The sequence below is a fragment of the Nonomuraea sp. NPDC005650 genome, from assembly GCF_040605375.1.
Classification (GTDB): domain Bacteria; phylum Actinomycetota; class Actinomycetes; order Streptosporangiales; family Streptosporangiaceae; genus Nonomuraea.
The window spans coordinates 282101-294480 of record NZ_JBEXCR010000008.1 but is presented as its reverse complement, the minus strand read 5'-3'; the positions used below and the strand labels follow the sequence as shown (position 1 = coordinate 294480).

The window sequence follows — 12380 nt, the reverse complement described above, 5'->3', positions numbered from 1 at the left end:
CTGGGGCCGAGGTCAGCCGAGGGCGGGGTAGTCGGTGTAGCCGCGGTGGTCGCCGCCGAAGAAGGCGGCGGGGTCGGGGGTGTTGTACGGGCCGCCGGCGGCGAGGCGGGCGGGCAGGTCGGGGTTGGCCAGGAACAGCGCGCCGAAGGCGACCATGTCGGCGGTGCCGTCCTCCACCAGCTGCAGGGCGTCGGGTCCGGTGGCCGCGGGATGGGTGTACGGGTTGAGGATGAGCGCGCCGGGCCAGTCCTTGCGCAGGCGGCGCGTCAGGTCGCGGTCCGGGCCCTCCACCAGGTGCAGGTAGGCCAGGCCGAGCGGGGCCAGCCGGGTCACCAGGGCGCCGTAGGTCTCCTCCAGGTCGTCCTCGGCGATGTCGTTGTAGGGGTTGCCCGGGGAGAGGCGAATGCCCACCCGTTGCCCGCCGACGGCCTCTGCCACGGCGGTGGCCACCTCGACGGCGAAGCGGATGCGGCCGTCGACCGTGCCGCCCCAGGCGTCGGTGCGGCGGTTGGCGTTGGGGGCGAGGAACTGCTGGATCAGGTAGCCGTTGGCGCCGTGGAGTTCCACTCCGTCGAACCCGGCGGCCACGGCGTTGCGCGCCGCGGCGGCGAAGTCGTCGACGGTCCGGCCGATCTCGGCCTCGGTCAGCTCTTTGGGGGTGACGAAGTCCTTGGGGCCCTGGTGGGTGTAGATCTGTCCCTTGGCCGGCACGGCGGAGGGGGCGACCGGGTGCAGGCCGTCGGGCAGGAGGCTGGGGTGGCCGATCCGGCCGGTGTGCATGAGCTGCGCGAAGATCACGCCGCCCGCGTCGTGGACGGCGTCGGTGACCTGCCGCCAGGCCGCGACCTGGTCGCCGGAGTGCAGCCCGGGGGTGTCGGGGTAGCCCTGGCCGACCACCGACGGCTGGGTGCCCTCGGTGACGATCAGGCCGGCGCCGGCCCGCTGCGCGTAGTAGGTGGCCATCAGGTCGGTCGCGCCGGCGCCGGGGCCGTAGGCGCGGCTGCGGGTCATCGGGGCCATGACGATGCGGTTGGCCAGGCGCTTGCCGGCCAGCTCGAAAGAGTCGAATGCCGTTGGCATGATCACGTTCCTTGTTCCGAGAATGCGGCGCTCTGGCACCACCCAGAGTTACCTGTTCGAGCAAGTAAGTTCGCGGATCCATTCCCGGCGACTCTGTGACCTGCGCCACCTGCGGCTCGAAGCCGTTCGCGCGGGCACGCTAGGATGACCATTTGTCCGAGCAGCTACTTACCCGAGGAGAGGCCGATGGGCACCGCGAACGAGCCCGCCACGACGGCCGGCACGCCGCTGCCGCCCTCCGTCCAGGCCGGCCCGCTCAACCACGCGATCCTCCGGGTCGCGCGCCTGCACCGCATGCTCGCCGCGCAGCTCCTGCGCCGCGTCGGCCTCCACCCCAGCCAGGAGCTGGTCATGATGCAGCTGTGGGACCTGGGCCCCCAGCGTCAGACCGACCTGGTGCGGATGCTCGGCTCCGACGCCGCCACCATGACCCGCACCGTCCAGCGCCTGGAGCACGCCGGCTTCGTCCGCCGCCGCCCCAGCGCCACCGACAAACGCGCCACCATCATCGAGCCCACCCCCGCCAGCCAGGCCCTGCGCCGCGAGGTCGAGGGCATCTGGGCCGAGCTCGAACGCAGCGTCACCGGCGACCTGACCCCCGACCAGCAGGCCGAGGCCCTCAGAGTGCTCGGACAGATCGAGGCCGGCCTCGCCCGCGCCACCACGCAGGGCACCTGAGGCCGCGCGCCCGGACCGTCAGGACCCGGACCGTCCCGCCGCTCGCGCACGACGGCCGCTCAGGAGGTGCTCGTCCTGAAGGAGGAGCGGTAGGACTGCGGCGTGACGCCGACGACGCGTTTGAACCGCTCCCGGAACGCGGTGGCCGAGCCGAACCCGGCCTGCGCGGCGATGCGCTCGACGCCCTGGTCGGTGGTCTCCAGCAGGAGCTGCGCCCGCCGCACGCGGGCGCGCAGCAGCCACTGCAGCGGGGTGGTGCCGGTCTGCTCACGGAAGCGGCGGCTGAAGGTCCGCTCGCTCATCCCGCCGCGCACGGCCATGTCGGCCAATGTCACTTCCTGGGCGAGGTTGTCCTCGATCCACGACAGCACCGGCTCCAGCAGCGACCCCTGGGGCACCGGCGGCCGGGCGTGGAGGATGAACTGCGCCTGCCCGCCCTCCCGTTCCAGGGGCATCACCGACAGCCGGGCCGAGTCGGCGGCGACCGCGGAGCCGAAGTCCCGCCGGATGATGTGCAGGCACAGGTCCAGGCCGGCGGCGGCCCCGGCCGAGGTCAGGATCTGGCCGTTGTCGACGTACAGGACATCCGGCCGCACGTCCACCTTCGGGAAGCGCTGGGCCAGCCGGCCGGCCGCCACCCAGTGCGTGGTCGCGCTCAGCCCGTCCAGCAGGCCCGCCGCGGCCAGGGTGAACGCCCCCGCGCAGATGGAGGCGATCCGGGTGCCCGCCGCGGCGGCGGCGCGCAGGGCGTCGAGCGCCTCCCTGGCGGGCGGGGCGGCCTGCTCGGAGCAGCCCGGCACGACGATCGTGTCCGCCTCGCGCAGCGCGTCGAGTCCGTGCGGGGCGATGAGCGTGAAGGCGCCGCTGGACACCTGCGGCGTCGCGGCGCAGACCAGGATCCGGTACGGCCGGCGCCCGTCCGCCAGCCGGGCCCGCCCGAACACCTCGATCGGCGTCGCCAGGTCGGCCGCCACCACCTGGTCCAGGGCCAGGACCGCCACCGTGTGCATGAGGACACGGTAGCCACAGATCCCGCAGGTGAGCCGGATGGCGAGAACCCGTTGGAAATTGTCGATTCAGCCCGTGGGGAGCCGTGGACGCCCGGTCTAGCGTTGCGCTGCGAGAGACCGCCTACCTCAGAACGGATTGCCGAATCCCATGTCCGTCATCATGCCGATCGTCATCGGGCTGATCTGCGTCTGCCTCCTGTCCCTGATCCCCGAGCCGCATCGGCGCCAGGTCAACGCCGTGCTGGTCGGCGGCGCGGGGGCCGCCTACCTGAGCGGCGGCGGGCTCGGGTACTGGGAGTTCGTCCTGCCGGTCGTGATGACCTACGTAGCCTACCGGGGGCTCGGCAGCTGGACCTGGATCGGCATCGGCTGGCTGCTCCACACCGCCTGGGACGTCCTGCACCATCTCCAGGGGAACCCGATCCTGCCCTTCGCCGCGCTCTCCTCCTTCGGCTGCGCCATCTGCGACCCGGTGGTGGCGCTGTGGTGCTTCGCGGGCGGGCCGTCGGTCTTCAGGTGGGTACGCGCCCGCGGCGGACCGGCCGCCGACGTGGCCGAGGTCAATCCAGACCCCCGCGCTTGACGAGCTGGGCGGCGATGACGTTGCGCTGGATCTCGTTGGTGCCCTCGCCGACGATCATCAGCGGCGCGTCGCGGAAGTAGCGTTCCACGTCGAACTCGGTGGAGTAGCCGTAGCCGCCGTGGATCCGTACGGCGTTGAGCGCGGCTTTCATGGCGGCCTCCGAGGCGAACAGCTTGGCCATGCCGGCCTCCATGTCGCAGCGCGCGCCGCTCTCGTACCGTTCGGCGGCGTGCAGGATGAGCTGGCGGGCGGCGGTGAGCTCGGTGGCCATGTCGGCGAGGTGGTTGCCGACGGCCTGGTGCTTCCAGATGGGCTTGCCGAAGCTCTCCCGCTCCTGCGCGTAGCGCAGGGAGTCGTCGAACGCCGCCCGGCCCACCCCCAGCGCGCGGGCGGCGACCTGGATGCGGCCGACCTCCAGGCCCTTCATCATCTGCGCGAAGCCGTGGCCTTCCTCGGCGCCGAGGAGGGCGGTGCGCGGCGCCCGGAAGCCGTCGAAGACCAGCTCGCAGCTCTCGACGCCCTTGTAGCCGAGCTTGGGCAGGTCGCGCGAGACCGTCAGGCCCGGCCCGTGCTCGACGAGCAGGATGGAGATGCCTTTGTGGCGGGGGCGCGCGGCGGGGTCGGTCTTGCACATCAGGGCGATCAACTGGGAGCGGCGGGCGTTGGTGATCCAGGTCTTGGCGCCGTCGATCGCGTAGCCGTCGCCGTCCTCGCGCGCGGTGGTGGTCATGGCCTGCAGGTCGGAGCCGCCGCCCGGTTCGGTGAGCGCCATGGTGGCGCGGATCTCGCCGGTCGCCATCCTGGGCAGGTAGTGGTCCTTCTGCTCCCGCGTGCCGAAGGCGAGGATGAGCTTGGCCACCACGGTGTGCCCGCCCATGGCGCCGGCCAGGCTCATCCAGCCGCGGGCGAGCTCGGCGGTGACCAGGGCGTAGCACGGCATGGACACCGGCGCCTCGCCCCAGGGCTCGGGGATGGCCAGGCCGAAGACGCCCAGCTGCTTCATCTGGTCGATGAGGTCGGCGGGGTAGGCGTCGGCGTGTTCCAGGTCCCGGGCGACGGGCCGGACCGCACGCTCGACGAATTCGCGGACCGTGTCGACGACGGCTTGTTCCTCGGTGGTGAGCCCGGTGGCGACCATGGCCTTGCCCCCTTTAGTGATCTTGTGAAGCTTGGAAAGGCGGCGGAGGGCGTTCGCGATCCCGGAGCCGCGCGCGACCTGCGTCGGGAAAACCGGGGTGACCCACTGTCACAGCCGAACCATCCGCGGTGACCGATCATCTAAGCAATCATGACAGCAGACCCGCTGCGCCCGGGGGACCCGTCGCGGCTGGGCAGCTACCGGCTGGCGAGCAGGCTCGGCTCGGGCGGCCAGGGCGTCGTCTACGAGGGCTACGACGAGGCGGCCAACCGCGTGGCGGTCAAGGTGCTGCACGCCTACCTGTCGGGCGACTCTCCCCTGCGCCGCCGCTTCACCCGGGAGGTCACCGCCGCGCAGCAGGTGGCCTCGTTCTGCACGGCCCGCATCCTGGATCACGACCTCGAAGGCGAGCGCCCCCACATCGTCAGCGAGTTCGTCCCGGGCCCGAGCCTGCGCGCGGCCGTGGCGGAGGGGGCGCCGCTCTCGGGTGACGCGCTGCACCGGCTGGCCGTGGGCGTGGCCACCGCGCTGGCCGCCATCCACCAGGCGGGCGTGGTGCACCGCGATCTGAAGCCCGAGAACGTCCTGCTGGGGCCCGACGGGCCACGGGTGATCGACTTCGGCATCGCCCGGGCCGCGGGCCTGTCGATGACCTCGACGGGCGAGCTGGCCGGGACCCCGATGTACATGGCGCCGGAGTTGTTCTCCGGGGGCCGGGCCGAGCCGGCGGCCGACGTGTTCGCCTGGGGCGCGGTGGTCCTGTTCGCCGCGACGGGACGCGACGCGTTCACCGCCCCGACGACGGTCGCGGTCATCAACCGCCTGCTCAATCACGATCCGGAGGCCGAGGTCCTGCCAGAGGGGCTGCGCGAGCTGGTGCGCGCGGCGCTGTCGAAGGACCCGGCCGCGCGTCCGTCCGCGCAGCGCCTGCTGCTGACGCTGCTCGGCGGCGGCGGGCGCGCGGTGCTGGCCGAGGGCGCGCGGGCCGCCGCGGGGGTGCGGCCGCCCGGCGGGCCGGTCGCCGACCCGGCGCTCGGCGCGGTGGCCGAGCGGTTCTACGCCGGGCTGCCGGCGTCCGAGCGCCAGGTGGCGCGCGACCTGCTGCTGCGGCTGGTGGACGTCCGCGAGGACGACGAGGTGCCGCGCACCGCCACCGTGGACGAGCTGCTCGAGGTACGGCACGAGGCCGCCGAGCGGGTGCTCACCGCGTTGGAGCGGGCCACGTTGGTCCGCCGCCAGGGGGACGGGGTCGCCATCGGCAGCGCCGCCCTGCTGTACGCCTGGCCCCGGCTGCACGAGTGGGTGACCGGCGACCGCGACGCGCTCGGCCGCCACCGGGAGCTGGGCGAGGCCGCCCGCCGCTGGGCCCGGGGCGGCCGCCGCCCCGAGGACCTGCTCCGCGGCACCGCGCTGGGGCACGCGCTGGAGTGGACCGGCTCCACGCAGCTGACCCTGAACGCCACGGAGCGCGAGTTCGTCGAGGCGAGCAGGGCCGGGTCGGCGCGGCAGAGCCGGCTGCGGCGCCTGGTCACCACCGGCGTGGTGGTCCTGCTCGTGGCCTCGCTCACCGCCGGCACCCTCGCCTGGCAGCAGTCGCTCAGGAGCGACGAGGCCGGCAGGCGCCTGGCCGAGGAGCGGTCGCAGGCCACGGCCCGGCGGGTGGCGCTGCAGGCGGACGCGCTGCGCGCGACCGATCCGGTGAAGGCGATGCTGCTGAGCGTGGCGGCCTACCGCGTCGCGCCAGTTCCCGAGGCGCGCTCGGCGGTGCTGAGCTCGCTCGCCCAGCAGGAGCGCTCGGTCTTCACGGATCCCACCGCGGCCAACGAGGGGCGGGCGCTGACCCCGGACGGGCGGACGCTGGTCAGCGCGGGCGCCGGCCGGGTGACCGCCTACGACGTGGCGACGGGCCGGCCGTTCAGGACCTTCGGCGGGATCGGCGAGGCGCCCGTCACCGCCGCGGTGGGTCCGGACGGTGACACGCTGGCGCTCGCGGGGGGCGGCGGGCTGGAGCTGTGGAGCCTGCGCACCGGCGAACGGCTGGGCGAGGGCCGCTGGACGACCGACGATGCGGCGGGCTACGACGGCCGCCCGGAGAGCCTCGAATTCAGCCCCGGCGGGGGCTACATCGTCGTCCGCGCCAACCTGGGCGGCCCGTACGTCGGGCTGTGGAACGTGGCGCGGCGGGCACTGGAGAAGCAGGACGGCTACGTGAGCAGCGCGCGGATCGGTCCCGGCGACCGCTTCGCCGCCCTGGAGATCACCGACGACCGCACCGTGTCGGTGCTGCGGACGTTGCCCGGAGGGGGGACGCCCGCGGGCAAGCGGCTCCCTGGCCGTGGCCTGCCGGGGCTGGTCACGGCCATCAGCCCCGACGGTGCGCTGGCCGCCGTGGGCGGGGCGAAGGGCACGACGCTGTGGAGCCTGTCCACCGGCAGGCGTGACCGGCGCAGCTTCCCCGGCCAGGCCACCGAAGCCGTCTTCAGCGACGACGGCCGCTTCCTGATCACCTTCGCCAACTGGGCGGGCGGCCGCGTCACCCTGTGGCGGCTGAGCGACGCGGCCCCGCTCCTGCGGCTCACCGTCGCCTCCGAGCTCGCCGGGCCCCCGCGGCTCGGCCCCGGGAACCGCACGCTCAGCATCCTCGACGACGCCGGCCAGGTGACCACCTACGACATCAGCCGGCAGACGGGCCCCCGGCAGGTCGTGCCCGCCGGCGCTGCGCAGACGCGCTTCACCGCCTCCGGGAGCCTGCTGCTCGCCCGGACGGGCGACACCGTGCGCGGCTGGGCGGTGCCCGGCTTCACCGAGACCGGGCGGCTCGACGTCGCCAGGCAGGGCGCGCCGATCATGCGGGTCAGCCCCGACGGGCGCACGGTCGTCACGATCTCCTCGGAGGATCTCACCACGGGGCCCACGTTCTGGGACGCGGCATCCGGGCGGAAGCTGGGCCGGCTGGCCCTGGAGTCTTCGGACACCAGGGCGGACATGCAGATCAGCCCCGACGGCCGCCTGCTCGCCCTCAGCTCGGCCATCGCCAACGACAACTACGGCGCGGGCGACGTCGTCGTCATCGACATCGCGCGGCGCGAGCGGGTCATGCGGTTCGGCCCGGTCGCGGGAGGCCCGCTGTCCTTCAGCCCCGACGGCAGGTTCCTGGTGACCGCCGACAAGGGGGGCGCCGACGTCATCGACCTGGTCTCCCGCAAGGTGCTCCCCCATGCGGAAGGGCCCGGCACGCTGGCGGAGAAGTGGATGATGCTCGCGCCGAAGGGCCCGCTGGGCGCCTCGCCGTACGGGAGCAGGGCGGTGGTGCTGTGGGACACCCGCACCTGGCGTACGACGGGTCAGGTGTTCAGGGTGCCGGGGGACATCGTGGGGGCCCGGTTCTCCCCCGACGGGCGGGTCCTGGCGGTCGCCCACGACACCAGGGTGACGTTGTTCGACACGGTCGCGGGCCGCCGGCTGGGCGCCGCCTGGACCGTGACCACCGGCGCGTTCGACCCGTACGCGCTGGACGACCCGATGCCCGCGCTCGCCTTCACATCCGACGGCTCGGCCCTGCGCGTGGTGGGGCTGGACGGGGCGTACCAGGAGCTGCCGGTCGACCCCGCGCCGGCCGTCCGGACGGTGTGCGAGCGGGCGGGCCGCCGGCTCACCCGGGAGGAGTGGCGCGAGCACGTGGGCGCCGATGTGGCATACCAGGAGGTCTGCCCGGTCAAGTAGGGGGTACCCCACGGCGGACTGGAGTGCTGGCGTCAATGCTTCCGGCGGCCGGGTGCGACAGGTTTTCTCTCAACAGACCTGCTCTGGAGGGACCATGTCGAGCTCAGAAGATCATCTCGTCAGCCGGCGCGCCGTGCTCAGGGGCGCCGCTCTCGGCCTGGCGGGAGCCGGGCTGGCGCCGGCCTGGGCGGCGCGGGCCGCCGCCGGCCCGGCGGGCCGGCCGATCGACGCCGATTCCGTGGACGCGGTGGCCTCCCGGCTGGACCGCGAGCTGATCGAGTTACGCCGGGACCTCCACCGCCACCCCGAGACCGCGGGTCAGGAGGAGCGAACCGCCGCAGTGGTCGCGCAGCGCCTTCGCGCGGCCGGCCTCGACGTCACCACGGGCGTCGGGGGGCACGGGCTCGTCGCCGTCCTCGCCGGCGCCCACCGCGGCCGTACGGTCGCCTACCGGGCGGACATGGACGCGGTGCCGCCGGACGAGCAGATCGGCGGCGGCCCGCAGGCGGCTCACCTGTGCGGGCACGACGTGCACACGGCGGTGGGCGTGGGCGTGGCGCAGGTGCTGGCGCGCCTGCGCCGGCGGCTCGCCGGCACCGTCGTGTTCGTCTTCCAGCCTGCCGAGGAGGCGCTCACCGGCGCCGCCGCGATGCTCGACGACGGCGTGTTCGCCCGGACCCGTCCCGCGGAGATCCACGCGCTGCACTGCGGCCCCTTCCCGGTCGGCCAGTTCGGCGTCACAGCCGGGTTCGGGCTTCCCGGCCTGGACCGGGGCGTCGTCACGTTCGCCGGTCCCGACGCGACGGAGCGGGCGCGGCGGCTCGCCGGCGAGATCGGCGCGCTCGGCACGGTCTCGCCTCCCGTCACCCCCGCGGACCTCGAACGGCTCGTGGCCGACGTCCAGATCCCGGACGGGCCGTTGAGCAGGTTCGTCTTCATGCAGGCCCAGGCGTCCGACGCGGAGGTCCGGGTGTTCTACCGCTGCTGGCCGGAGAGCCGGCACGTCGAGATCCGCGAGGACGTCCGCCGTCTCGCGCGAGCGCATGGCGCGGCGGCGGTGATCTTCCCCGACGCCCCGTTCCCCGCGATGGTCTGTCCAGAACGGGAGGGCCAGGCGATCAAGCGGTACCTGGAGCGGACCGCCGGCTCCGGCCGGGTGCGTACGATGCGGGCCGCGTTCCCGTTCAACGGCGAGGACTTCGCGCTGTTCCTTGACCGGATGCCCGGCACGTACACCTTCCTCGGCGTCCGGGCGCCCGGCGCCGCCATCGAGACCGGCTCCCCGCACTTCGGCCCCTTCGACCCGGACGAGCGGGCCATCGGCCACGGCGTCCGCGCGATGGCCGGCTGGCTGGCCGTCCGCGCCCGCGCGTAGACTGCCCCTCCGCGCCCGCGCGTAGAAGCGCCGGGAGCCCGTTTCCGCCTCCTCGGCTCCATTCCCGGCGCGAGCCGATCCCCGCCTGATAACGTGGGGATCGCGAGGCCATGGGAGGGCTTCCTTCTCACTTTTGGAAAAGTAAACTAGCCTTCCCGCTTTCCTCGCGACCGGCCATTCTGCGGGCTCCCTGCGCACCACCTGTCGCCAGGGACCCGCGACGGCCCCTCAGGCGCTTTCCTCGACGCTTCGCCGGTGCCATTCCGCCAGCTCGACCAGCAGCCCGTCGGCGGCCCCGCCGAACATGGCGGTGAGCGCCTGTTCGCTGTCCACCACCACGACGGTGTCGAGCAGGTCCGCGCGCAGCCTCGCCGCTCTCGGATCGCCTGCCCCGTCAGGGTCGAAGGCGGTGGCGGCCAGGAACAGGCCGCCGACGCCCGCCAAGGTGGCGACCTGCTGGGCCTGGGTGCCGAGGACCGTGGAGGCGTTCGCGGGCGCGGCGGGCAAGGCCGGCTGTCCGTCGCGGATCAGGAGCGTGAGCGGCCGGACGGGGACCGTCTCCCCCACCTCGCCGTCCGGCACCTGAACGCCGCCGTCGGGACGGCGTGTCACGTCACCCGGATGCCCCCACGGCCGGCCGCTGTCCTGGTCCTGCGCGCTCGCGCGGGTGAACAGACCACCCTCGGCATCGACGACAAGGTCTCCAGGCTGCCATTGCTCGCCATCGAGCGGTGCGTGCGTGTCCGTCATGGTGGGCACGGTACGCCGCGACTACGACAAATGAGACGCCCGCGACGCGCCGCTGACCGGACGACACCCTCGGTCACCCGTCGACGAGGACCGGTCGGCGGGGCCGGCCGGCGGCGAGGAGCGCGGCCAGCAGGCGCGGCAGCCCGGCGGGGCGCCCTCGCCACACCTCCGGCCCCAGCGCCACATCCGTCAACCCGATCTCCTCGTACAGCTCGCGCAGGGCCGCGTCGCGATGGCGCTCCCCGGGCTGGAGGCCGCCACCCGGCGTGTACCAGCGCAGCGTGCCGTCGCGGTTGCGGCTGGAGAACAGCAGGAGCCGATCCGAGGCGTCGATGAGGACGACCCGCGCGCTGGGACGCGGGACTGGTGGACCGGCCTGGCGGCCCATGGACCGCTCTGCCGATTTCCACAGGACACCAGGGCCACAAGTCCGACAAATCATCCTTGACATCTCCCCGCCCCACCTTCACTCTGTTGCGTATAGCGCTAGACGTTTCTCTTTACGAAACCGGGGTGACAGCATGATCCCAGCGTGCCCACTGGCGTCACTCCCTCGAGGCGAGGCCCTTCGCGTCGAGGCCGACCCGCCGATCGCGGTGTTCCACACCGAGGACGGCGAGATCTTCGCCATCGATGACACCTGTACCCACCAGGACGCCTCGCTCGCCGACGGCTGGCTGGAGGGGTGCGAGATCGAGTGCCCGCTGCACGCCTCGCGTTTCGACCTGCGCACCGGCCGGGTGGACGCGCCGCCGGCCAAGCTCCCCGTGCGCACGCACGAGGTGGTGGTCGACGACGGCGTCATCTATGTCAAGCAGTCCGAAGCGCCACCCAACCTGCCGCCAGGCGTCACCGTCAAGGGGCAGGCGTGAACACGATCTGCGTCGTCGGCGCCTCGCTGGCCGGGCTGCTGACCGCCAGGGCGCTGCGCGCCCAGGGATATGAGGGCAGGCTGGTGCTGGTCGGCGACGAGCGCCACCGCCCCTACGACCGCCCGCCGCTGTCGAAGGACTTCCTGCGCGGCGACCTGGCCGAGGCCGACCTGGCTCTGGAGGGCGAGGGCGAGGAGCTGGACGCGGAGTGGCGGCTCGGCGTGGCCGCCGTGGCCCTGGACGCCAGGGAACGCCGCGTCGAGCTGAGCGACGGCACCTCGGTACGGGCCGACGGCATCGTCATCGCCACCGGCGCCACCGCCCGCCGGCTGCCCGGCGCCGATCACCTGGCCGGCGTCCACACGCTGCGCACCCTCGACGACGCCCGCGCCCTGCGCGCCGACCTGGAGGAAGCCGGGCGCCTGGTGGTGATCGGCGGCGGCTTCGTCGGCGCCGAGGTCGCCGCCACCGCCCGCGACCTCGGCCTGGACGTGACGCTGGTCGAGTCCGGCCCGGCACCGCTGGCCCGCGTCGTCGGCGTGCCGATGGCCGAGGCGCTGGCCGCGCTGCACGTGCGGCGCGGCGTGCGGCTGCTGTCCGGCGCGGTCGTGTCCGGCCTCACCGGCGAGGACCGGGTGGACGGGGTACGGCTGGCGGACGGCACCCTGCTGCCCGCGGACGTCGTGGTCGTCGGGATCGGCGCCGTACCCACGATCGGCTGGCTCCAGGGCAGCGGCCTCGACCTGGGCGACGGGGTGCTGTGCGACGAGGCGGGCGGCGCCTCGGTCCCCGGCGTGGTGGCCGTGGGCGACTGCGCCGCCTGGTTCGACCCCGTCCAGGGCAGGCACCACAGGGTCGAGCACTGGACGGGAGCCCGGCAGCGCGCCTCGGTGGCGGCGGCCACGCTGCTGTCCGGCGGGACCGCCCGCGCGGAGGCCCGGCGGCCCACCTACATCTGGTCCGATCAGTTCGACGTGAAGATCCAGTTCATCGGGCACGCCGCGGACGCGGATACGGTCAGTGTGGAGGCCGGGGATCCGGCCGCGCACAGCTTCCTCGCGGTCTACCGGCAGGGCGAGCGCCCGGTCGCGGTCCTCGGGGTCAACCAGGTACGGCTGTTCACCCGCTGGCGGCGGCAGCTTGAGACGGCGCCGGTTCAGGTCGGCTGAGA

At 73.9% G+C, this 12380-nt stretch carries 11 protein-coding genes; 6 read left to right on the top strand and 5 right to left on the bottom strand.

The features are described 5' to 3' along the window. Positions 1-12 precede the first annotated feature (12 nt). Positions 13-1080 (bottom strand): alkene reductase, encoded by a 1068-nt coding sequence (locus ABZS69_RS16530; protein WP_355372352.1) that lies wholly within the window; start codon positions 1078-1080, stop codon positions 13-15. Between the two features lie 186 nt (positions 1081-1266). On the opposite strand from ABZS69_RS16530, the gene ABZS69_RS16525 reads away from it, so the two are divergent. Further along, on the top strand, positions 1267-1758 hold the full coding sequence (locus ABZS69_RS16525) for a MarR family winged helix-turn-helix transcriptional regulator (protein WP_355372350.1): 492 nt from the start codon (positions 1267-1269) through the stop codon (positions 1756-1758). A gap of 59 nt (positions 1759-1817) precedes the next feature. Here ABZS69_RS16525 and ABZS69_RS16520 read toward each other — a convergent pair whose 3' ends face one another. Further along, positions 1818-2768, bottom strand: a complete 951-nt coding sequence (locus ABZS69_RS16520; protein WP_355372346.1) for a helix-turn-helix domain-containing protein — start codon at positions 2766-2768, stop codon at positions 1818-1820. 148 nt (positions 2769-2916) lie between these two features. Between ABZS69_RS16520 and ABZS69_RS16515 the strand changes: the two genes are divergently transcribed. Continuing rightward, positions 2917-3351 (top strand): DUF6010 family protein, encoded by a 435-nt coding sequence (locus tag ABZS69_RS16515; RefSeq protein ID WP_355372344.1) that lies wholly within the window; start codon positions 2917-2919, stop codon positions 3349-3351. On the opposite strand, the gene ABZS69_RS16510 is transcribed toward ABZS69_RS16515, so the two are convergent. Next, positions 3329-4489 carry an acyl-CoA dehydrogenase family protein gene (locus tag ABZS69_RS16510; protein WP_355372341.1) on the bottom strand — a complete coding sequence of 387 codons (1161 nt, stop codon included), beginning with the start codon at positions 4487-4489 and terminating at the stop codon, positions 3329-3331. The genes ABZS69_RS16515 and ABZS69_RS16510 overlap by 23 nt on opposite strands. 150 nt (positions 4490-4639) lie before the next feature. Here ABZS69_RS16510 and ABZS69_RS16505 point away from each other — a divergent pair, with 150 nt between their 5' ends. Beyond that, on the top strand, positions 4640-8212 hold the full coding sequence (locus ABZS69_RS16505; protein WP_355372338.1) for a serine/threonine-protein kinase: 3573 nt from the start codon (positions 4640-4642) through the stop codon (positions 8210-8212). A 94-nt stretch (positions 8213-8306) separates the two neighbouring features. Continuing rightward, positions 8307-9587: a M20/M25/M40 family metallo-hydrolase gene (locus ABZS69_RS16500; protein WP_355372335.1), complete on the top strand. Its 1281-nt coding sequence runs from the start codon at positions 8307-8309 to the stop codon at positions 9585-9587. Between the two features lie 228 nt (positions 9588-9815). Here the strand turns inward: ABZS69_RS16500 and ABZS69_RS16495 are convergent, their stop codons facing one another. Beyond that, positions 9816-10337, bottom strand: a complete 522-nt coding sequence (locus tag ABZS69_RS16495) for a hypothetical protein (RefSeq protein ID WP_355372332.1) — start codon at positions 10335-10337, stop codon at positions 9816-9818. A gap of 73 nt (positions 10338-10410) precedes the next feature. Continuing rightward, a complete protein-coding gene (locus tag ABZS69_RS16490) occupies positions 10411-10725 on the bottom strand; it encodes an NUDIX domain-containing protein (RefSeq protein ID WP_355372329.1) in 315 nt (104 codons plus the stop codon). Between the two features lie 133 nt (positions 10726-10858). On the opposite strand from ABZS69_RS16490, the gene ABZS69_RS16485 reads away from it, so the two are divergent. Together ABZS69_RS16485 and ABZS69_RS16480 are read left to right on the top strand one after the other, a co-directional pair. After that, positions 10859-11209, top strand: a complete 351-nt coding sequence (locus ABZS69_RS16485) for a bifunctional 3-phenylpropionate/cinnamic acid dioxygenase ferredoxin subunit (protein ID WP_355372326.1) — start codon at positions 10859-10861, stop codon at positions 11207-11209. Then, on the top strand, positions 11206-12378 hold the full coding sequence (locus ABZS69_RS16480) for an FAD-dependent oxidoreductase (RefSeq protein WP_355372323.1): 1173 nt from the start codon (positions 11206-11208) through the stop codon (positions 12376-12378). Before ABZS69_RS16485 ends, ABZS69_RS16480 begins: the two co-directional genes overlap by 4 nt. Positions 12379-12380 lie beyond the last annotated feature (2 nt).